Below are 20,462 nucleotides of genomic sequence, written 5' to 3' on the forward strand. Positions count from 1 at the left end.
TGAGTCTACTCACGGCACGCGGAGCAGCGCGATGAACATGGCGTCGGTGCCCTGCCGGTGCGGCCACAGCTGTACGGCCGGGCCGTCGCCGAGGTCCGGCACATCGCAGAGGTAGTCCCGCGCGTCCAGCTGCTCCACGCCAGGATGCTCGGCCAGCACCTCGGCAACCACGTCGACGGTCTCGCGCAGGTGCGGCGAGCAGGTGGCGTACACCACCACCCCACCCGGGCGCACTGACAGCAACGCGGACTCCAGCAGTGCGTTCTGCAGCGTGTGCAGCTCCTCGACGTCCTGCGGCCGGCGCCGCCAGCGCGCCTCGGGCCGCCGGCGCAACGCGCCCAGCCCGGTGCACGGCGCGTCGACCAGCGCGCGGTCGAACGTCCCGGGCGCCCAGGCCGGCAGGGTGCCGTCGGCGACGACCGTGCCGAGTACGCCCGGCGAGCGCCGCAGCGCACGCGACACCAGCCTCGCGCGGTGCGCCTGCCGCTCGACCGCGAGCAGCCGCGCCGAACGTTCCCCGGCCAACCCCGCGAGCAACGAGGCCTTGCCGCCCGGCCCGGCACACAGGTCGAGCCACCGCCCGTCGGTGCCCTCGACAGGTGCACGCGCCAGGGCGAGCGCGACCAGTTGGCTGCCCTCGTCCTGCACGCCCGCCCGTCGCTGCCGGACCGCCTTCACGCCATGCGGGTCGCCGCCGTCGAGCACGGCGGCGTACGGCGAGTAGCGCCCGGGCGACGCGCCGGACTCCAGCAGCTCCGCGACCGACGCGCGACCCGGCCAGGCTGCGAGCGTCACGCGAGGCGCCTCGTTGTCGGCCGCGAGCAGCGCCTCGGCCTCTTCCAGGCTGCCGCCCAGCGCCTCGATGAACGCCTCCACCACCCACACCGGATGCGCGTGGACGGTCGCGAGGTGCCCGACCGGATCCTTGTCGACCGATGGCGCCAGCTCGTCGACCCAGCCGCCGGAGTCGTACCGCGAGACCTTGCGCAGCACGGCGTTGACCAACTTCGACGGCCCGACGCCCGCCACCACGCGGGCCAGGTCGACGCTCGTGGTCACCGCGGCGTGCGCGGGCACCCGCATGCCGAGCACCTGGTGAGCGCCCAGCCGTAACACGTCGAGCACAGCCGCGTCGAGCTTCTCCAGCCGGCAGTCGACGCAGGAGGCGAGCACGTCGTCGTAGAAGCCCCGCCGGCGTAACGTGCCGTGCACGAGCTCGGTGGTGAACGCCGCGTCCCGCCCGGTGAGCTTGTGCGACGAGAGCGCCTGCGGCAACGCGAGGTTGGCGTAGGCGTCGTTGACCGAGACCGCGTGCACGACGTCGTAGGCCGCCCGACGAGTCGGGTCCTGGCGGTTACGAGGACTCATGCGGGGAGTCGCCGCCCTCTGGCTCAACGCCGAGCTTCTCCCCCGGCTCGGGCCGTGCGCCCCGAGCCCAGTCCTCGGCCGACATCGGCCGTTTGCCATGTGGCTGCACCTGGGTGAGCCGGACCGGAACGCTGGCCGTGCCCACCACCACCTGGTGCTTCTCCGCGCGGATCGTGCCGCGTCCGAGCGGCGGATCCTCCAGCTCCTCCGGCCGCTGGCCCGGCATGATGCGCACCGGTCCGAGCTTCAGCCGCTCGCCGCGGAACGTCGTCCAGGCGCCGGGCTCCGGCGTGCACGACCGGATCAGCCGGTCGACGGCGAACGCGGGCACCTTCCAGTCGATCCTGGCGTCGTCGACGTTGACCTTGCTGGCGTAGGTGACGTCGCAGCTCGCCTGCGGCTGTGCCTCGAGCGTGCCCGCCTCGATGCCGTCGAGCGTGTCGACCAGCAGCTTCGCGCCCTTCTCCGCAAGGCGCTCCAGCAGGTCGCCCGCGGTGTCGGTGGGCTGGATCGGCTCGGTCAGCGTGCCGAACACCGGGCCCGCGTCGAGCTCTTTCACGATCCGGAACGTGGTGGCGCCGGTCAGGTCGTCGCCGGCCCGGATCGCGTGCTGGACAGGAGCCGCGCCGCGCCAGGCCGGGAGCACCGAGAAGTGCAGGTTGACCCATCCGTGCTTGGGGATGTCGAGCGCCTGCTGCGGCAGCAGCGCGCCGTAAGCGACCACCGGGCAGCAGTCGGGCTCGAGCTCCTTCAACCTGGCCAGGAACTCCGGGTCCTTCGCCTTGGCGGGCTTCAGCACCTCCACTCCGCGGGACTCGGCCAACTCGGCGACTGGGGACGGATGCACGCGCCGGCCCCTGCCGGACTGCGCGTCCGGCCGGGTGACGACGGCGAGCACCTCATGGCCGCTGTCGAGAATCGCTTCCAGCGCGGGCAGCGCCGGCTCTGGCGTACCCGCGAAAACCACTCTCACTGGTCAGGTTGCCCTTCCGAATGTGGCGTGTGGTGACTGGCGGATGTCCGGCGCTGTCTCGCCGGCCCACTCTGCCTCGCGGATCAGCCGCAAGGCCTCCTTGCGCAGGTCGCGGTCCAGCTTGTCGACGAACAGGATGCCGTCGAGGTGGTCGGTCTCGTGCTGGATCGCGCGGGCCAGCAACTCAGAGCCCTCGATCGTGACCGGCTCGCCGTACATGTCGAAGCCCTTGGCCACGACCCGCATCGCCCGGCGGCAGTCGAAGGAGAGTCCTGGAATCGACAGGCATCCTTCCGGTCCGAACTGCTCCTCTTCCGACAGCGTCAGGTCCGGGTTGATCAGATGACCCACGACCTCGTCGACGTTGTAGGTGAACACCCGCAGGCCGACGCCGATCTGCGGCGCGGCCAACCCGGAGCCGGGCGCGTCGAGCATGGTCTCGGTGAGGTCGCGAACGAGGTTGCGCAGCTCCTTGTCGTAGGTCGTCACGGGTTCCGCGCGGGTGCGCAGGACCGGATCGCCGAACAGACGGATCGGCTGAATTGCCACGCGGCGGCTCCCTGCTCCCTGGCTGGCCAACGAACTACGGATAGGTACGGACGAAAAGGTCGGGCAGCAAGTCTAGACGGTCGCCTCCGACAGCCCACAGGTCAAGCACACACGCCCAGGCACGGCGGCGGCACCAGGAGCAGTTGGACACCGGCCGGAGACCCGCCGGACAGGCGGCGGGTGCGGACCCTCCGTCATCCCCTACCGTAAGCCGGATGTCCGCCGTTCCGCTGGAGCCGAGCCTCGACGAGGCGCTGGCCGAGGACGCCGTGCTCGGCATCTACCGCCAGATGTTCGCGCCACTCGCCCGCGACAGCGGGGCCGTCGTGCCGGACGCCGCGATGGTCGACATCGCAGACACGCTGTTCAGCGCGTTCGCCCGGGCCGGCGAGGAGGGCCTGACCCGCGAGGAGATGCGGGAGGCCTGCCGCCGTTACCCGGCAGACGTCTTCGAGAGCCGGCTGTCGGTCCTGCGCGGGCTCGGCGCGATCCGTGAGGTGTTCGCCAAGCGGCACCAGCGCCATTACCGAGCGTCGTTCACCTCGGTGATCGGCCTGATGTTCATCCGCCGGATGATGGCCGACGGCGGGCAGTCGGAGATGCACCGCCTGCTGGCGCTCGAACAGGTTTCGCTGGCCGACGAGAACGCCACCGTCGACGACGCCCAGCGCAGCGCCGAGGGCATGATCCGGGCGTTCCGGCTGTGGACGATCGAGCTGGCCACGCTCACCGCCGGCAAGATCGAGGACCTGCGCGAGCACGCACCGAAGCTCTGGGGCAGCGAACGGGTACGGGTCGCCGCCGAGGAGCTGCACACGATCATCCTCGACCGCTGGCCCGACCTGGAGCACAGCTGCACCGAGCTGCGCGCCGCGATCTACGCGTACGGCGACGTGTCCTTGCGGGCGGCCGCCCGGCTGCGCGACTCCGCCGGCACCACCCGCAACCTGTCGCTGCTGCCGGCCGAGACCTGGCGGACGTTCGCCCAGACGGCGACGGCCGGCGAACTGGCGAGCGTGCTGGACGGCTTCGTGTTCGACGCGCCCGCGCCCTGGCACTCGCCGGCGTCGATCGTGGTGGCCGTCGACGAGAGCCCGCGCAGCGCGCCCGCGCGGCCGGCGCCTCCGCGTTCGGCGATGCCGGACGACGGCCTGTCCGACCAGGCGCCCGACCCGGACGCCGCCTTGATCGAACGGCTGACCGGCGTCGCCGAGCAGGCGCTGGCCGGCAAGCAGGCCAAGGCGGTACAGGCACTGCTGGCCGGCGCGGGCGACTGGCCGAGCGCCCGGCGGCTGCTGGCCGACCTGGTCTCGGCTCACCTGCATCCCGGCCTGCCGTACCGGATCACCTGGGCAGACGGCCTGCTGGTCGATCCGGAGACGGCGCCGAACTGGCTGTCCACGGGGAGGTTCGAACGTGCCCGATGAGACTGCGCCGGTCGCGGTCGCGGCCGGCGAGATCGACCCCGACGTGCTGGCCTGGGCCCGCTGGCGGATCCGCGGGCCGGTTCCGCTCACGCCCGACGAGCCGGGCGCTGCCGGGCTCACCTACGTCAGCGACGGCAGTGACGGCAGTGACGGCACCGGCTCGGGCTGGCTGCTCGGCACCTGGCCGGACGGCACGACGCCGTCGGTGATCGAGGAGTACGACATCGGGCCGGTGCCCGTCGAACGTTCCGGCGAGACCCGCCGGGCTCTGGCGGCCGCGCTGCGCTGCTGCTGGGCCGACCTGGACGGGCCGGCGTGGCCCGGAGTCGCCGCCTCGATCGACCAGGTGACCGCCTGCTACTCCGAACTTGGCCGCGGCGACGCCGACCTGCTGGCACGCTGGGCGCTCGGTGCGTTGCGGCGCCTGGCGGAGTCAGGCTGGCTGCGGCTCGACCAGGCGGCTGGTACCGTCCGGCTCGGGCCGCGCGTCGCGCTCTGGCCGGACGAGTCGCTCACGCCACTTCGCGAAACGCTCAAGCGCATGCCCCTGCCGAACGTCGAGCCGAAAGTCGAGTCGGAAACAGAGCCCGAAGCAGAGCCGGGGGTGGCCGGATGACCGCCAACCCGTTCGAGCCGGTGCTCGACGCGCTCGACGAGGCGCGCCGGGCCGAGGTCGTGGCGACGCTGATGGCGCTGGAGCACGGCGGCGAGCCGATCCTCGACGCCCGCTTCCCCGCGTTGCGCGAGCCCGCCCTCCGCCGGCGGATCAGCCAGCTGCTGCTCCGCACCGGCCGCACGCTGGTACGCACTCCGCGCGGCTGGACGTCCGGCTATCGCGACGACGTACGCGCCGTGCTCGCGGCCGAGGAAGGCTGCCGGCTCCCGGAGATCGACCGGGCCGTGCTCACGCTCGTCCTCATCTTCTCCGTCGCGATCCCGCGCGCGGGCAACAAGCTGCTCGACGACACCTGGCTGTCGCCGTTCCCGACCAGCGTCGAGGAACTGCAGCAACGCACCCAGCTCGGCGTCGGCGAGGTCGAGGAAGCGCTGCGAAGGCTGCGGCGCGCCGGCCTGGTCAGCCAGGTGAACGCCGTCGGCGAGCAGGCCGGCGGCTACGTGCCCGGCCCGCAGTTCCACCGCCTGACGCCGGCCGCCCGGCGCGAGCTGCAGGAACAACTGATCATGGCCGCCGGCCCGGACACGCCGCTCGCGGCATCCGTCCGGGCCCGGCGGCGGGCGCAGGAAGCCCAAGCAGCACAGGAAACGGGGGTACCGTCGTGACCGACGAAGCGGTGAACGTCGTTGGCGGCCGCACGCTGATCGCCTTCCAGGCCGTCAACATCTCGCGGCTGTCCACGCATCCGGTGCCGATCGTTCCCGGCACGTTGCTCGTCGTCGCGGGCCAGGGTCCGAAAGACTCCAACGGCGCCGGCAAGTCCTCGTTCATCGCGGCGATCACCGCGTTGCTGGGCGACGAGCAGTGGCGGTTCGCGTCCGGTGCGCAGGCGATCTCCGAGCTGCTGTTCAACGCCGAACTGGCCTCACAGGGCGACTCGCAGTGGGCCAGCGCCGACCACGGCTACATCGTCGGCGTGTTCGGCCACGCGTCCGGGGAGCCCGAGGCCCAGGCCAACAACGACATCGTGACGGTCTGGCTGCGGGTCAACGTCGACGCACCGCACCTGGAGATCCGCTGGACCGAGGGCCTGCACCTGGCCAGCGCCGCGTCGGAGGCCGACAGAGTACGACAGGCCGACGAACGCTGGGCCGAGCTCCCCCGTTCGGCCGGACGACGTGACTTCCTCGCCAAGGACCTCGGCCGCGTGCTGTACGGCGGCCAGGTCCGCTGCGTGTCGTTCCTGTCGACGTCGGTGCGCAGCCGGGTCGCGACCAACCTGCTCTCCCAGCCGCTGAACGAGATCAGCCCGGAGCGCATCTTCTCCGCGATCTCCGCGCTGACCGGCCTGGACCGTGAGCTGGAGGCCGAACGCAAGGCGCGGGCCGAGGAGTACACCGAGCGCGCCAAGGCCGCCGAGGCTCTCGACCGGCTGACGACCTGGGAGGCCGAGGCCGCCGGGTTGCTGAAGACGTTCGACCGGCGCGACCAGGCCCGCGCGGCGCTGCTGACCGCGTTCGAGGCCGCGAAGACCCGGACGGCCCGGCTGCTCGCCGACGGCTGCGAAGAGGACCGCGCGCTCGCGACCGCGCTGGCCGAGCAGCGGCGGATCGCCGAGGACGCCGACCAGGCCGCGCGCGGCATCTCGTCCGACATCGACCGGCTGGCCGACGACCAACTCGACTCCGACATCCGCGAAGCGCTGAAAGTCCATACGGAGTTGAGGGAACGAGGCACCTCGCTCGGCGAGGACCGGGCGGTGACGACCAGCCGGCTGGACGAACTGCGTCACCGCATCACCGAGCTCGAGGGCGCCGCGCGCGAGGCCGACGGCCGGGACGTCGAGACGGCCGAGGCCGAGCTGCTCGATGCCGAGGGCGCGCTGGGACACGCCCGCGAAGCGGTCGGCGCGGCCAAGGGCGCGCTGGTCGAGGCCAACAAGGCGTTGCGCTCCGCGACCGCCGGCGAGTCGGCGGCGCCGGAGCAGCTGGCCGCACTGTCAGCTGCCGGAATTCCGGCGGTCGGGCTGCTCGACGCGCTGGTCGTGTCGGAGACCGATCGGGCTTCCTACGAAGGCGCGTTGTGGCCCTACCGTGACGCGCTCGTGGTCGGCTCCGACCAGCTGGACGCGGCGGTCGAGGCGCTGGCCGGGCTGCCGGGTTCGGTTCTCGTACCGACCGAAGGCGAGCTGGACAAGAGCAAGGTCCCTGCCGTGAAAGGGTTCCTGGCCGCGGTCACCGACTCGGTCGAGGCGCTCGAGGATCCGGCCCGCGTCGTCGACGGTCGTACGTCGGCGGTCGTGGTGGGCGGCTTCCCCGACCCGCTGACCGGGCGGGAGGCTCGCGTACGTGCCGCGCAGGCGCGGGTCGACGCCGCGCAGGAACTGCTCGAGGAGAAAGAGGAGGCGGCCCGGGAAGCCGCCCTCGCGCTGGCCGGTGCGCGCCGCCGGCTGGCCGGTGCGGGCGCGGCCGAACAGGCCGAGCGACACGGAGAACGCGTCGCGGGGTTGCGGTTCCACCTCGAGGAGCTCGCCGAGCAGGTGTCCGCGCTGGAGCCGCAGCTGGCCCGGGCCGAGCAGTCGTTGCGAGCCCTACAGGCCAAGGCCGAGAACCGCGACCTGCAGATCAGCGTGCTGGAGAAGGAGCGCAACCGGTATACCGAGCAGCGGTTCGCCGCTCGTAAGCAGGCAGCCGAGGTCGCTGAGAAGCGCGCCGCGCTCGACCTCGACTCGTTGCGCGACGAGTGGGGCGGCTCCGAAGCCAGCGCCAACGAGTGGTTGCTCGGGCTGGACGCCAAGCAGCAGGCGTGGGACCCCGAGGCATGGCGGCAGCTCGCCGAGGGCGCGCTGGGTGAGGCGTTGCGCGGCGTTTTCCCCGACGGGCTGGCCGATCCGGACCTGCCCGAGCAGGTGCGAATGGAGCTGGCGTACCGGCGGGAAGGCGAGGGCACGCCGGCCGAGCGTGAGCGGCGGACGTTCTCACGACTGGCCGAAGGCCTGGGCTCGTTCCTGCGTGATCAGGAGGAGTACGAGAAGCACCAGCGCACGCAGCTGGAGTCGCAACGGTCCGCACGTCGTGCCGACTTCGAGGCGGCGCAGAAGGGCGTCGCCGAGGCGTCCAGCGCGTCCGAGGCCGGCCGATCCACGCTGACCAAGGCGATCCGGTCCAGGCTGACCCGCGTTTCGCAGCACTTCGACGAGCTCGACCGCGCGTACGGCGGCTACGGCGCGACGCTCGACTTCCCCACGCCCGAGCGGGCGGCCGACCCCGAGCAGGAGTGGCGCTGGCGCGTCACGCCGAAGTGGCGGCGGGCGGAGGGCGCGAGCTACGTGCCGTACAACCGCCGCGCCAACACCGCGTTGATGGACGAGAAGGCCGTCAAGCTGGTGTGTGCCGCGGCGCTGGCGTCGGCGGGTGGCGCCAACCTGTGCCTGGTGCTGGACGAACTGGGCCGCAACCTCGGCAAGGAGCACCGGCGGGAGGCGGTCGCGTTGTTCCGCCAGATCGGCGAGTCGCACGGCATCACCGTCCTCGGCGCCCTGCAGGACGACATGGAGCCGTACGCGATCGACGCCTGCGGGGAGTACATCAAGCTGCGCCGGAGCTCCGACGCGATGCCGTACAACGAACCCCCGATCGTCATCGGCCACGACTCCCACGCCGAACGCGTCAAGCTCCTCACCGAGGCGGTGTCGAGGCCGTAGTGGAACGTCCGAACGTCTACTTCAGCGTCGACGTCGAGGCGGACGGGCCGATTCCCGGGCCGTACTCGATGTCGAGCTTCGGTATGGCGGTGGCGGGTGTGTTCGCCGATGGCGGTTTCACGCCGGCCGACCCGGCGCGGGAGACGTTCTACGCCGAGCTGCGCCCGATCTCCGACACCTTCGACCCTCGTGCCGCATCGGTGAGCGGCCTCGACCGCGCCTCCCTGCTCCGCGACGGCCGCGACCCGCACGAGGCGATGAACGCCTGTGCCCGCTGGGTGGTCGAAGTGGCCGCCGGCCGGTATCCGGTGTTCGCGGCCTATCCCCTCGGCTTCGACTGGATGTGGATGTACTGGTACTTCCTCCGCTTCGCCGACGCCGGCTCCCCGTTCGACTACTCCCGTGCGTTCGACATGAAGACCATGTACGCGCTGAAGGCCGGCCTGCCGATCAGCCAGGCCGGCCTCACCAAACTGCCGGACTTCCTGCGCTCCACCCGCACCCACACCCACAACGCCCTCGACGACGCCATCGAGCAGGCCGACATCCTCGCCAACCTCTTCGTCTGGTCCGGTGGGTCCTAGCCGCGGCCGATGAAGGGCATCGCCGTCGCCATGACGGTGACGAACTGGATGTTGGCGTCCAGCGGCAGGGAGGCCATGTGCACCACCGTGCGCGCGACCTCGGCCACGTCCATCATCGGTTCGGGGCGGACGGAGCCGTCGGCCTGCAAAGCCCCGTCGGCGAGGTTGGCCGCCAGCGGGGTCACCGCGTTGCCGATGTCGATCTGGCCGCACGCGATGCCGTACTTCCGCCCGTCCAGCGAGATCTGCTTGGTCAGGCCCGTGATCGCGTGCTTGGTGGTGGTGTACGCCACCGCGTTCGGCCGGGGGACGTGGGCGGAGATCGAGCCGTTGTTGATGATCCGGCCGCCGCGCGGCGACTGCGCCAGCATCAGCCGGTACGCCGACTGCGCGCACAGGAACGCACCCGTCAGGTTGATGTCGACGACCGTGCGCCACTGGTCGTACGTCAGATCCTCGAACGCGGTCGACCGCGACGAGACGCCAGCGTTGTTGAACAGCAGGTCGACCCGCCCGTACCGCGAGCGGACCTCTTCGAACAGCGAGGCGACCGATTCCGGTCGCGCCACGTCGGTCGGTACGGCGAGCACGGGAGCGTTCGTCCCAGCCAGCGAGACGGTCTCCTCCAGCGCGGACTTCCGGCGGCCGGCCAGTACGACGGTCCAACCCGCCTCGACCAGCGCGAGCGCCGAAGCCTGACCGATACCTGAACCCGCTCCAGTGACCACAGCGATGTTTTCCTGCATGATCGGATTGTGGCAGTTAAGGCGGAGATGACGAGCTGGCCTCCACCCCGGTGGGGAGCTCACCTACCCGACGGCGTGCTCCCCGGCGACGTCGACCTCGCGCAGGGTCGCACGCTGGCCGGCGCATGGACCGCGGCGTGGGCGCGCGACCCGCGCCGCGAGGTGCTGCGGACGCTCGACGGCACCCGGATGTCGGCCGGCGAGCTGGCCGAACGCAGCGCTCTGGCCGCCGGCAGGTACGCCGCGGCGGGCCTGCGGCCGGGCGATCCCGTGCTGATGTCGGCGCCACCGAGCCTCGACCTGATCGTGTCGTACGTCGGCGCGATCCGGTACGGCCTCACCGTCGTGCCCGCCAACACCGCCTACACCACCGCCGAGCTCACGCACCTTGTCGAGGACGCCGGACCGCTGGTGGCCGTCGTCGACGATCCGCGCCGGCTGGACGGCACGTACCTCAGCTGCGCGACTCCCGACCTCGCCGGGCTGCCGCCGGCCCGCACCGGGATCCCGCTCGACGAGGCCACACCCGACGACATCGCGCTGATCGTCTACACGTCCGGCACCACCGGCAAGCCGAAGGGCGCGCTGCTCACGCACGCCAACCTGCTCGCGAGCGCGCACGCGGTCCGGCTGGCCTGGCGGTGGACGCCCGACGACCGGCTGGCACTGTGCCTGCCGCTGTTCCACGTGCATGGTCTCGGCGTCGGCCTGCACGGAAGCCTCGTCACGGGCGGGTCGGCCGTCGTGCTTCCGGGCTTCGACGCCGCCGCGATCGGCGCCGCGATCCGCGAGCACGAGGCCTCGATGTTCTTCGGCGTACCGACGATGTACCACCGGCTGGCCGGCTCGCCACAGCTGGCCGAGCTGGCCCGGCTGCGGCTCGCGGTCTGCGGGTCCGCACCGCTGGCCGCCGACCTGCACGCCGCGATCGGCGCCGGGAGCGGGCAGCAGGTGCTGGAGCGCTACGGCATGAGCGAGACGATGATGCTCGTCTCCAACCCCTACGACGGCGAACGGCGGCCCGGCACGGTGGGTTTCCCCTTGCCTGGTGTCGATCTGCGGCTCGCCGAGCGCGGCGGTGGCACGGCCGAGATCGAGGTACGCGGGCCGAACGTCTGCTCCGGCTACCTCGGCCGCCCGGATGCCAACGAGGCCGCCTACACCAACGATGGCTGGTTTCGTACCGGCGATCTCGGCGAGCTCGACGCCGACGGATACCTCCGGATCAGCGGACGGGCGAAGGAACTGATCATCACCGGCGGCTACAACGTCTACCCGCGCGAGGTCGAGGAGGTGCTGTCGCAGCATCCGGCGGTCGCCGACTGCGTGGTCGCGGGCGTGCCGTCAAGCGAGTGGGGCGAGACCGTCGCCGCGTTCGTCGTACCCCGGCAGGCCGGTGGCGACCAGTCCGAGCTCGAGGCCCTGGAGAAATGGTGTGCCGAGCGGCTGGCACCGTTCAAGCGTCCGAGGCTGTGGCGGTTCATCGAGTCCGTGCCGCGCAACGCGATGGGCAAGGCGCTGCGGCACGAGCTTCATCCCTGATCGCCGGTGGTGCGCAACCAGCCGCGCGCGGCCGCGTAGCCGACGATCGGTACGGCGAGCAGGCCGCCGATGCCGAGTACGACCAGCCCGCCGTGCAGGCCGAGCGTCTCGCCCAGCAGCCCGCCGGCGATGCCACCGACCGGACCCGGCCCCCACTCCACCAGCCGGATCACCGCGCCGACGCGACCCAGCAGGTGCGGCTCGACCGACTGCTGCAGCATCGTGACGCGCACGATGATGAGGTAGACGACGCCGAGCCCACCCAGGAACTGCGCGAACGCCACCGTCGCGATCACCAGCCAGTCCGGCCCGGAGGCGAACGGAATCAGGAGGTTCGCGCCACCGAAGAGCACGGTCGCGAGCACGGTCGTCGAGGGCACGCCGAACCGGCGGCTGACCGGCGTCGCGATCGCGCCCGCCAGGAGCGGACCGAGTGAGCCGGCCATCGCGATCAGCCCGATCGTGGCCGGCGAGAGGTGGAGCTCGCGTACGGCGTAGAGCACGAAGAGGGCCAGGACGCCCCAGTGGAAGAAGTCCGGGATCGCCTTCGCCAGCGTCAACGTGACCACGCCACGATGTCCGCCGAACGCCCGGAAGCCTTCGCGCAGCGACCGTCCGAGTCCCTTGCCGGGAGGCGCGGGCGCGTCCAGACCAGCCGGGCCGACTGGGTCCGCCGGGTTCGCAGGAGTCACAGCCGCGGGCCGCGGGTCGTCGCGCAGGCCGGCCCGCTGGAGTACGGCGGCGATCAGGAACGACGCCGCGTCGACGGCGACGGCGATCGGCGCGGTCAGCGCCTGGACGAGCACGCCGCCGAGGCCCGGACCACCGACCGCCGTGACCGAGTCGCTGACCGCCATGCCGCTGTTGGCCGCCGTGAGCTGCCGGCTGTTCCCGACCAGGACGGGCACGTACGCGGTGTGCGCCAGGCCGTACGCGAGTCCGAGCCCGCTCACCGCGAACATGACGACGTACAGCTGAGGCAGCGTCAGCCAGCCGAGCAACGCGGCGACAGGGATCGTTCCGATCAGCACGCCCTGGCCGACGTTGCACCAGAACAACAGCCGGCCGCGGCGGACACGGTCGACCAGCACGCCCAGGAACAGGCCGAGCACCAGGCTCGGCAGCGCTTCCATCGCCGTCAGCACGCCCATCTCGACAGGCGTCGCGGACAGCAGGAGCACGGCGGTGAGCGGGACTGCCAGCTCACTGACCTGGGTTCCGGTGTTCGACAGCAGCTGCGCCACCCAGAACAGCGCGAACGGCCGGTTCCGCCACAGCGGCACCGGCACGGAGACCGCCTGGTCGCTGGTGGTCGTCGGCTCGGCCATCGCTGTTCCCGCCCCTTTTAGTGGTACGGGCGGCACGGTATCCCAGCCAGGCGGCCCGGCACCTCCGATTTTCCGGCCGCCAGGGCTGGTGGCTAGACGATCTATGCCGGGTCGTCGTCGCTGCTGGAGCGGTCGCCGAGAAAGGCGAGCAATGCCGGGTCGGAGGAGGTGAACCGCTCGACCTCCTCGCCGTCGTCGCACCGGCACAGGGAGACGGTCACGGCGGACGGGGAGCGGGCCAGCACGCGCCACACCGCGCCGAGCTGCTCCCACCGGCGTACGGCGTCGACCAGATCCCGCGGCTCGTTCACGACCTCCACCCTGCCACGGCGCTGCCTTCCGGAGTCGTCAGCGCCAGACCGCTTGTCCCGTCTGCTCCCTGGCCAGTCGCATCGCCGTACGGATGTTGTGCACAAGGTTGTCGCCGACGTTCACGCGTGGGAACGGTTCGTCCGGGACGTCTGCGCCGAGGAACCGGCACAGCGGCTCCCAGCCCTCCTGCACGCGGTAGACCAGCAGCCGCCCGGCCGGCACCGTGCGCTTGACCCGTGTGTAGTGCTCTTCGAACACCCGCAGGCAGTGCTCCTTGTCGAAGATCCGCTCGCCGAAGGTCGCCATGGAGATCGTGCCCAGGGCCGCCTGCAGCTGGCCGAAGCCCGACTCCGCCGCCCACTGCCGTTCCTCGTCGGTCTGCTCGCTGATGACCGCGTTGCCGAGCCGGAACATCTCGGCGTGGCTGTTCCACCAGCTCTCCGGGTCGCGTTCGGTGAGCAGGATCTTGGCGTCCGGATAGGCGGCGGCCAGCTGTTCCCAGAAATAGATGGTCGGCCAGTCCATGGTGGCCCGATAGCCGTCGAAGATCAGCGGCCAGTCGTAGTCACCGCCTGCTTCGTACGCCGCCAGCCAGTGTCCGCCGTCCCGGCACCGGCGCAGTGCCTCCAGGCCGTGATAGCACGGGCCGAACCCCAGACGTTCGAGCGCTGCCTTCACCGACATCGATCCGGTCCGATGCAACCCGACACCGATGACCTGCAGTCCTTCACCCATGCGCTACTCCTCCCCGTAGCACGGCGAACACCCATGCTTACGCGACCGCGCCGCGACCTGCAACCGCCGGGCTCACCCGGCCGTGAAGCTCGCCTTCTCCTCGTCCACGAACTGGGCGAACGTCTTCGGGCGACCACCGCCGAGCCGCTCGATGGTGTCCGGCAGCTCGTAGGCCCTCTGCCCAGGAGTCTCCTGCTGTGTGCGGAGGCTGGCCCAGAGCTTCGACAGGTGCGCGACCGCGTGCGCGTTGACCCGGCCGAGCGCCGCTTCGGCCCAGAGCTCGTCCGGAACGTCCTGGAACGTGATCTCCCGGCCGAGTCCGCGCCCCATCGTCGCGACGATGTCGCCGACCGAGAGGACCTCGCCGATCACGGGGTACGAACTGCCTGCCGGCACATCGTCGGCGGTGAGCAGGCCGGCCGCGACCCGCGCCACGTCCTCCCCCGCGACCAGCGGCAGCACCGTACGAACGCTGCCGAAGGGAGCCGTGAACACACCCGAGGCGATCGTCGAGGCGGCCAGCGCGCGAATGTTCTCGTAGAAGACCGTCGCCCTGAGGTGGGCGGCACCGATACCGGCCCACTCGAAGACCTGCTCGGACAGGTAGTTCTCCCGCATCCGCGGTGTCGGCGCGTCAGGCGCCGAGACCAGCATCACCATGTTGACGAGCCGGCTGACACCGGCATCGCGGGCCGCCACCGCCACGTTGGTCGTCGCTTCGAGCAGTCCGCTCTGCACCGGATAGGCGAAGTACACGGTCGAGACGCCCTGCACCGCTTGTCGAATCGACTGGTAGTCGAGGAAGTCGCCCACGACCACCTCCGCACCGAGGTCGCGTAGCTCCTCCGCCCGCTCGTCCAGCGTGCGGACCATCGCGCGCACCGGTACTCCACGCTGCCGCAACAGCGTGGTGACCCATCGCCCGGTTCGTCCCTGCCGGCCACCGGCCGCACCGGTGACCAGCACTGTTCCATTCGTCATGGCCAGGTTCTCCTTCGTTTGGCCCGCTTGGTGGTACCGACCGGTACCACGCCTCCGACCGTATGGTACCGTTGGGTACCACGTCAAGAGGAGAAGCGATGCCGACTCAGAGCACCGACGACGCGCCGGCTCGCGAGCGCATACTCAACGCCGCGTTCTCCGCGTTCGTCGAGGCCGGCTTCGCGCAGACCAGCACGCTCGAGATCGCCAGGCGGGCGCGGGTCTCCAAGCGAGAGATCTATGCCCTGGTCGGCAACAAGCAGGAGATGCTCGTGGCCTGCATCGAGGCCCGCGCCGAACGCCTGCGCGTGCCCGCGGACCTCCCGGAACCCGACGACCGCGAGTCGCTCGAGCGCACGCTGATCGCGTTCGGAACCCAGCTGCTGCGTGAGACGACCGACGCCACGGTCGTCGCGGTCTTCCGGTTGGCGATCGCCGAGGCCGTACACGCACCCGAGGTCGCCGAGACACTGGAAAGGTTGGGGATGCGTACCAGCCGCGCCGCGCTCACGACGCTCCTCACCGGAGCAGGTTCGCGAGGACTGCTGGAGGGGCGGCCGCAGGAGCTGGCCGAGCAGTTCGCCGGCCTGCTGTGGGGGAACGTGATGATCGGTTTGCTGCTCGGCACCATCGAGCCGCCAAGCCCTCGAGAGATCGGCCGCCGAACGCGCGACGCGGTGACCGCGTTCCTGCGGCTCCACCCGGCTCCGGCTTCGGACCGAGTCGACGGCTGAGGTTCTGGCCGAGCGCGCTATCCGCGCTCGCGAAGCTTTCCGTCGGCCACGACGATGCCGGTCTGGAACCGGCCGGCACCACCGCCACAACTCGAGTCGTCGGGCTTCGGCTCCTTCGGCCGTACCGTGAGCTGCTTGTCGAGCACGACCTCACCCGCGGCCGAACGCAGCACCACCGTCACCTGTACCGGCTTGCCGGGAAGCTCCGGGATCTCCGCGAAGCCGTACTGTCCACCGTCCGGCGGTCCGGCCGTCGCGCCACATGCGGCGTCGGGGTCTGAACCCTCGCAGGGCGTCGAGATCGTGTCGCGGGTCTCGTTCAGCGGAACGTCGACGTTCTGGCAGGCGCCGTCCCAGCAGACCTTCAGCGCGGCCGTGCTGACGCCGGACGCGAACGACGGCTCGATCTTCAGGCTGACGCCCTGAAGGTATCCGATGGCAGGGCACTCCTTGCCCCCACCGAACCAGCCGAAGCCGCCGCATCCCGCCAGCAGGCCCAGCGCGGCGAGCAGGACCGCGTTCACAGCGAATCGGCGCACGTCCATATCGACGCGCTGCTCCCCGCGACGGTTGCCGTCGTCGTCGGCATCGCCGCGTTCGGCATACACAAGTCGTTGCGCGACATGATGCGTGGGCATCTACTGACGCGGACTAGATTTATGGAGCACGGCCTAGGTCAGCAGGCCGCGCAGGTGGCCTCGCAGCGTGGCACCGTCGAGGAAGACCTCGGCCTGCAAGCCCACGTTGCGCGCGCCGACGACGTTCTCCTCGCGGTCGTCGGTGAAGAACGTCGTCTCCGGCGACAGGCCGAACCGCTCCAGCAGGATGCGGTAGATCTCAGGCTCCGGCTTCATCACCTTCTCCACACCCGAGACCACCGCGGCACCCTCGAACTCCCGCAGGAAGTCGTAGGCGGCCACCGCGACCGGCCACTTCTCGGCGGAGAAGTTGGTCAGGGCGTACGTCGGCACGCCACGCCTTCGCAACTCACGCAGCACTTCCACCGTGTCACCGAGCGGCCCGCCGATCATCTCGACCCAACGCTCGTCGAACGCGCGGATCAACTCGGCGCGGTGGGGGAACCGGCCGGTGAGTTCGGCTACCGCGTCGGCCCAGCTGCGGCCGGCGTCCTGCAGCATGTTCCATTCGAGGATCGCGACCTCGGTGAAGAACTGCTCCATCTCGGCGCTGTCGGGGATCAGCGACCGGTAGAGATAGCGGGGGTTCCAGTCGAGCAGGACTCCCCCGATGTCGAACACGACGGCCTTGATCGGGCCAGCGGAAATTGACGTCACGTACTCCGACCCTACCGAAGTGACTCTAGGGTCAACCGAGCTCATGCGGGTCGACCTGGATCCGGACGGCGCCGGCGGCCTTGTGCGCACTGCGTACACCCGCGGCCGACTTCAGGGCCGCCGCCAGCGCGGCGCCCTCGCGCCTGGGCGCGCGCACGATCAGCCGCGACTGCTCCTCCAGGTCGTCCTCCTCACCGCCCTCGTCGAGCGGCACCGGGCCGAGCACCTCGGCGCCCGGCGGCGGCTTCAGCAGGTCGGCGATCTCGAGGACGCTGATCCGCGGTCCTTCGATCGCGGCCAGCCGGACGGCAGGCGGGAAGCCGGCGCTCCGGCGTTCGGCCAGCTCGCGTTCGGCGAACCAACCCGGACTCCAGCGCACGAGCGCCTGCACGACGGGTACGCCCGGATCGCCGACGACCACGACCGACCCGGACGAGCGCACCAGCGCGGCGGCGTTCAGCCAGCGCCGCAGGGTTTCCTCGGTCGCTCGCAGGTCGGCGCGCGTCTGCAGCAGCCAGCCGTCGAGCAGCAGGGCCGCGCCGTAACCGCCTTCGGCGACCGGTTCCGCGCCCGGGGTGGCGATCACCAGTGCGGGCCGGGGCCCGACCGTCGACAGCACGCGGTCGCCGCCGGACACGCGGACCGGGACCTTCGGGAACGCCTTGCCCATCTCGTCGGCCGTACGCCGGGAGCCGATGATCGGCGCGCGGAAGGAGTTGCCGCCGCAGTACGGACACCGCCACGCCGTCGCCGGGCGGCCGCACCAGCCGCAGGCCGCGGGGCGGTCGGCCGAGGCCAACTGCAGCGGGCCGGCGCAGGCCTCGCAGCGCGCGCGTTCGCGGCAGTCCTGACAGGCCAGCGCCGGAACGTAGCCGGAGCGCGGCACCTGAACCAGCACGGGGGCGTCGCTCAGCGCGGCGCGCGCGGCCTCGAAAGCCTTGTGGGGCAGCCGGACAGCTCGCGCGGCGGTGTCGCGGGACAGCTCGGCCATCGTGTCGCCGGTGGTCTGCATGTTGGGCGCGCGGGTGCGAACGGCCTCGCGGCCGGCGGCCAGGGGACGCGCCCAGCCGGACTCGAGCAGCTGGGCGGCCTCGGCGGTGCAGGCGAAGCCACCGATCAGCGCGGCGGCTCCGGTCTGGTGGGCGCGCAGCGACAACACCTCGCGAACGTGGGGATAGGGCGCGCGCGGCTCGGAGTGGAGGTCGTCGCCGTCGTCCCAGCAGACGACCAGCCCGAGGTCGTCGACCGGCGCGAACGCGGCGGCGCGGGTGCCGATCACGCACTTCACATGGCCGCGCCGGACGGCGAGGAAGCGGCGGTAGCGCTCGGCCGGCGGCAGATCCGCGACCAGCGCGACATGCTGATCCGGGCCGAGAACCTCGGCGCAGGCGTCGTCCAGCCGCGCGATGTCACGATGATCTGGTACGACGATCAGCACCCCACGCCCGGACGCGAGCGTCGCCGCCGCAGCGACCGCGAGGCACCGCGGCCAGTCCTCGGCGGGCAGCGCCGTCCATACGGCTCGCGGCCCATCACCTCGTCGCAACGCCGCGAGGTAAGCAGGCCCGGCGTCGTAGCCGGCCCACGGGCCGGCAAGGTGGCTGGACTCGTGGCCAGGCGTGCCGGCGCTGTCAGGTGAACGGGGGCCCGAGCCCGGCGTCGATCCAATGGCATGGCTGCCGCCACCCGCGCTCGAATCCGACGCCGAATCCAGAGCCGAGTCCGGAGCCGGTTCCGCCGTCGATCCGGCGGGGTCGAAGCCATCCGGCTTCGAACCTTCCGACGCAGGCACACCCTGCGCCGAACCCGCAGCCGGGTCCGTCGGTTCCGTGGCTTGGTTGCCATCCGCACGCGAACCATCGGCCGCAGGCGTGCCGGCATCCGCCGTGGCATCGTCGGTGTTCGGGCCCGGCTTCCAGTCGGAGGCCTCGGCCTTGGCATGCCGTGGTGGTACGGCCAGCCGCAGGACGTCGGCGAGGGTGCCGGCGTAGCGGTCGGCCACCAGCCGGGCCAACCGGGCGACCTCCGGACTGAGCACGGGCTCTGCCGAGACGACCTTGCGCAGCGGCATCAGCCGGCCCTGATGGTCGGACTCGGCGACGCGTTCGAGCACGAAGCCGTCGAGGTCCTGCCCGGCGAAGCGGACCCGGACCCGGCAGCCCGGCACGCACGTCTCGTGCATCGTCTCGGGCACGGTGTAGTCGAACGGGCGGTCGAGGTGTGCCAGCGAAACTTCGACCGCCACCCGTGCCACGGGCAGTTCGGGAGCAGGCTTGCGGGGAGGCTTCGGCTTGGAGGTCCGGCGTACCTCCTTCCGGATCAACTCCAACTGCTCCCCTTGCTCCTGCATGCCCCGAAGCGTAGACGACGGCTACCCCTCTGCCCTGGTCCTACCTGCTCAGCCGGTTGGCCGATTTCCACGATCGGTTCTGGGTTGGTGGGGGGCGACCGTGATGTCTGACGAATTCAGCCGGCCCATTCCGGGTGGGGTCAAATACGCACCGGCACAGACAACGTCATCGGACCCGGCCTGAATTGTGATGGCAGGTGCGGCCGATCTCATCAGCCTGGAAGCCTGGTAATACGTAAGCCCAGTTGCCAGGTTGTAACCATAAATGTGGTCGTCCGTATAGAACCTGAACGCAATCGAAAGCCCGGGGAAGTTCGAATCGCCGAAATCGGCGCACTCCCAGGACCCCGGACTCGCGTCCGGGCGCCAGTTCAACGGGCTCGGATCGTGCCTTTGCTTTGGTCGTCGCGAACAACGACGAACCACGCGAACTGAGCTCGTCGACACTGCCGGACTCGTTCGCCGGCCGGCAGCTCGATCGCCTCGACGCACTGTTCACCCGCGGTTGCCTGCCCGAAGTTCTCGGCCTGCTTGGTCTCCGAGGCGTACGAGATGAGCCGACCAGTGCTCAACTTCGCCAACGGCTCGACCTGATTCGCACCCGGCCGATAGCGATGCGGATCGACGGTGTTGTCAGTCGCGAAAATACACAGCGCCGTCGCGTTGGTTGTCGAGTCGCCTTCGACGAAAGAACAGGCTCCCGAGGTCGACGGCCGAATCGGTCGTTTGCCGTTGTGTCATGGACATTCTGGCGCTTCGGCTGCGTTCAAGGGTTGCATCGTGATCGCCGGAAGCACGACAATCACGGCAAGCGCGCCGACCAACACACGGGCCGTCGTCGTCTCACACCGTCCCAACCTGGCGCCCATCCTTGTGGCCAGGGCCGTAAGTTTCGCCGATCGAGAAGCCTGCACAGGGCTCTTGCACGGATCGTGCGAACTCGTCGCCGGGAGAGCGGATTCCCCGTACTGTAAGGGCAAACTGACGCTCCCCCGCGCGTGTAACGATGGAAACGGCCGAGAATACCGGCGCGCATATCACACTCCAGTGCGTGCGGTGCAGTGCCTAGAGGCCATTAGATGTCGTCAGACGGCCATCGTCCGATGCCGGTTCAAGGACCAGAGCCCCCTCAATGATTAGGCCGTAACCAACCGGCCGTAACGCAGTTGTATCGCTACCACCCTCGTACCTGCCGATAACCCCCAGAACCCCAAGAAAA

General features: G+C 70.8%; 19 protein-coding genes. 7 read left to right on the forward strand and 12 right to left on the reverse strand.

The features are described from left to right. Positions 1-9: 9 nt before the first annotated feature. From ACYVF6_RS34255 to def, 3 genes are read right to left on the reverse strand one after another with little or no spacing between them, the layout of a single operon-like run. Entirely contained in the window at positions 10-1,368 is a 1,359-nt protein-coding gene (locus ACYVF6_RS34255; RefSeq protein ID WP_460527401.1) for an RsmB/NOP family class I SAM-dependent RNA methyltransferase, read from the reverse strand. Beyond that, positions 1,355-2,341, reverse strand: coding sequence for a methionyl-tRNA formyltransferase (gene fmt / locus ACYVF6_RS34260; protein ID WP_460527403.1), 987 nt, complete (start codon positions 2,339-2,341; stop codon positions 1,355-1,357). Before fmt ends, ACYVF6_RS34255 begins: the two co-directional genes overlap by 14 nt. Positions 2,342-2,344: 3 nt before the next feature. Then, on the reverse strand, positions 2,345-2,890 hold the full coding sequence (def, locus tag ACYVF6_RS34265; protein ID WP_460527405.1) for a peptide deformylase: 546 nt from the start codon (positions 2,888-2,890) through the stop codon (positions 2,345-2,347). Positions 2,891-3,105: 215 nt separating this feature from the next. Here def and ACYVF6_RS34270 point away from each other — a divergent pair, with 215 nt between their 5' ends. Genes ACYVF6_RS34270 through ACYVF6_RS34290 form a run of 5 tightly spaced genes read left to right on the forward strand, consistent with a single transcriptional unit; the run spans position 3,106 to position 9,220 of the window. After that, positions 3,106-4,317, forward strand: a complete 1,212-nt coding sequence (locus ACYVF6_RS34270) for a hypothetical protein (RefSeq protein WP_460527408.1) — start codon at positions 3,106-3,108, stop codon at positions 4,315-4,317. After that, entirely contained in the window at positions 4,307-4,933 is a 627-nt protein-coding gene (locus ACYVF6_RS34275; RefSeq protein ID WP_460527410.1) for a hypothetical protein, read from the forward strand. The genes ACYVF6_RS34270 and ACYVF6_RS34275 overlap by 11 nt, the downstream gene beginning before the upstream one ends. Next, positions 4,930-5,598, forward strand: coding sequence for a hypothetical protein (locus ACYVF6_RS34280; RefSeq protein ID WP_460527412.1), 669 nt, complete (start codon positions 4,930-4,932; stop codon positions 5,596-5,598). The genes ACYVF6_RS34275 and ACYVF6_RS34280 overlap by 4 nt, the downstream gene beginning before the upstream one ends. Continuing rightward, a complete protein-coding gene (locus tag ACYVF6_RS34285; RefSeq protein WP_460527414.1) occupies positions 5,595-8,636 on the forward strand; it encodes a coiled-coil domain-containing protein in 3,042 nt (1,013 codons plus the stop codon). Before ACYVF6_RS34280 ends, ACYVF6_RS34285 begins: the two co-directional genes overlap by 4 nt. Continuing rightward, positions 8,636-9,220, forward strand: coding sequence for a 3'-5' exoribonuclease domain-containing protein (locus ACYVF6_RS34290; RefSeq protein ID WP_460527416.1), 585 nt, complete (start codon positions 8,636-8,638; stop codon positions 9,218-9,220). The genes ACYVF6_RS34285 and ACYVF6_RS34290 overlap by 1 nt, the downstream gene beginning before the upstream one ends. Here ACYVF6_RS34290 and ACYVF6_RS34295 read toward each other — a convergent pair. Then, entirely contained in the window at positions 9,217-9,966 is a 750-nt protein-coding gene (locus ACYVF6_RS34295) for an SDR family oxidoreductase (protein WP_460527418.1), read from the reverse strand. The two genes, ACYVF6_RS34290 and ACYVF6_RS34295, sit on opposite strands and share 4 nt — an antisense overlap. Positions 9,967-9,993: 27 nt before the next feature. On the opposite strand from ACYVF6_RS34295, the gene ACYVF6_RS34300 reads away from it, so the two are divergent. Then, positions 9,994-11,508 (forward strand): AMP-binding protein, encoded by a 1,515-nt coding sequence (locus ACYVF6_RS34300; RefSeq protein WP_460527420.1) that lies wholly within the window; start codon positions 9,994-9,996, stop codon positions 11,506-11,508. Here the strand turns inward: ACYVF6_RS34300 and ACYVF6_RS34305 are convergent. From ACYVF6_RS34305 to ACYVF6_RS34320, 4 genes are all read right to left on the reverse strand, one after another. Continuing rightward, positions 11,499-12,836, reverse strand: coding sequence for an MFS transporter (locus tag ACYVF6_RS34305; protein WP_460527422.1), 1,338 nt, complete (start codon positions 12,834-12,836; stop codon positions 11,499-11,501). The genes ACYVF6_RS34300 and ACYVF6_RS34305 overlap by 10 nt on opposite strands. Positions 12,837-12,937: 101 nt before the next feature. Then, complete coding sequence (locus ACYVF6_RS34310; protein ID WP_460527424.1) at positions 12,938-13,147, reverse strand: hypothetical protein; 210 nt, start codon at positions 13,145-13,147, stop codon at positions 12,938-12,940. Positions 13,148-13,184: 37 nt separating this feature from the next. After that, positions 13,185-13,883 (reverse strand): sulfotransferase family protein, encoded by a 699-nt coding sequence (locus tag ACYVF6_RS34315; protein ID WP_460527426.1) that lies wholly within the window; start codon positions 13,881-13,883, stop codon positions 13,185-13,187. Positions 13,884-13,955: 72 nt separating this feature from the next. Further along, a complete protein-coding gene (locus tag ACYVF6_RS34320) occupies positions 13,956-14,864 on the reverse strand; it encodes a Rossmann-fold NAD(P)-binding domain-containing protein (protein ID WP_460527428.1) in 909 nt (302 codons plus the stop codon). A 98-nt stretch (positions 14,865-14,962) separates the two neighbouring features. Between ACYVF6_RS34320 and ACYVF6_RS34325 the strand changes: the two genes are divergently transcribed. After that, on the forward strand, positions 14,963-15,598 hold the full coding sequence (locus ACYVF6_RS34325; protein ID WP_460527430.1) for a TetR/AcrR family transcriptional regulator: 636 nt from the start codon (positions 14,963-14,965) through the stop codon (positions 15,596-15,598). 17 nt (positions 15,599-15,615) lie between these two features. Here ACYVF6_RS34325 and ACYVF6_RS34330 read toward each other — a convergent pair whose 3' ends face one another. The 4 genes from ACYVF6_RS34330 to ACYVF6_RS34345 all read right to left on the reverse strand — a co-directional run bounded on the left by ACYVF6_RS34330 (position 15,616) and on the right by ACYVF6_RS34345 (position 19,815). After that, positions 15,616-16,236: a hypothetical protein gene (locus ACYVF6_RS34330; protein WP_460527432.1), complete on the reverse strand. Its 621-nt coding sequence runs from the start codon at positions 16,234-16,236 to the stop codon at positions 15,616-15,618. Between the two features lie 33 nt (positions 16,237-16,269). Further along, the gene (locus tag ACYVF6_RS34335) at positions 16,270-16,893 is read right to left on the reverse strand and encodes an HAD family hydrolase (protein ID WP_460527434.1); all 624 of its coding nucleotides are present in this window, start codon (positions 16,891-16,893) and stop codon (positions 16,270-16,272) included. A gap of 31 nt (positions 16,894-16,924) precedes the next feature. After that, on the reverse strand, positions 16,925-19,243 hold the full coding sequence (locus ACYVF6_RS34340) for a primosomal protein N' (RefSeq protein WP_460527436.1): 2,319 nt from the start codon (positions 19,241-19,243) through the stop codon (positions 16,925-16,927). A 371-nt stretch (positions 19,244-19,614) separates the two neighbouring features. Next, entirely contained in the window at positions 19,615-19,815 is a 201-nt protein-coding gene (locus ACYVF6_RS34345; protein WP_460527438.1) for a hypothetical protein, read from the reverse strand. Between the last annotated feature and the right edge of the window lie 647 nt (positions 19,816-20,462).

The organism is Flindersiella endophytica (assembly GCF_054779015.1).

Excerpts from the sequence above, each read along its gene's own strand:
- ACYVF6_RS34255 (WP_460527401.1), bottom strand. The coding sequence starts at position 1,368 with ATGAGTCCTCGTAACCGCCAGGACCCGACTCGTCGGGCGGCCTACGAC.
- ACYVF6_RS34270 (WP_460527408.1), top strand. The coding sequence starts at position 3,106 with ATGTCCGCCGTTCCGCTGGAGCCGAGCCTCGACGAGGCGCTGGCCGAG.
- ACYVF6_RS34280 (WP_460527412.1), top strand. The coding sequence starts at position 4,930 with ATGACCGCCAACCCGTTCGAGCCGGTGCTCGACGCGCTCGACGAGGCG.
- ACYVF6_RS34295 (WP_460527418.1), bottom strand. The coding sequence starts at position 9,966 with ATGCAGGAAAACATCGCTGTGGTCACTGGAGCGGGTTCAGGTATCGGT.
- ACYVF6_RS34300 (WP_460527420.1), top strand. The coding sequence starts at position 9,994 with ATGACGAGCTGGCCTCCACCCCGGTGGGGAGCTCACCTACCCGACGGC.
- ACYVF6_RS34305 (WP_460527422.1), bottom strand. The coding sequence starts at position 12,836 with ATGGCCGAGCCGACGACCACCAGCGACCAGGCGGTCTCCGTGCCGGTG.
- ACYVF6_RS34315 (WP_460527426.1), bottom strand. The coding sequence starts at position 13,883 with ATGGGTGAAGGACTGCAGGTCATCGGTGTCGGGTTGCATCGGACCGGA.
- ACYVF6_RS34320 (WP_460527428.1), bottom strand. The coding sequence starts at position 14,864 with ATGACGAATGGAACAGTGCTGGTCACCGGTGCGGCCGGTGGCCGGCAG.
- ACYVF6_RS34325 (WP_460527430.1), top strand. The coding sequence starts at position 14,963 with ATGCCGACTCAGAGCACCGACGACGCGCCGGCTCGCGAGCGCATACTC.
- ACYVF6_RS34330 (WP_460527432.1), bottom strand. The coding sequence starts at position 16,236 with ATGCCCACGCATCATGTCGCGCAACGACTTGTGTATGCCGAACGCGGC.
- ACYVF6_RS34340 (WP_460527436.1), bottom strand. The coding sequence starts at position 19,243 with ATGCAGGAGCAAGGGGAGCAGTTGGAGTTGATCCGGAAGGAGGTACGC.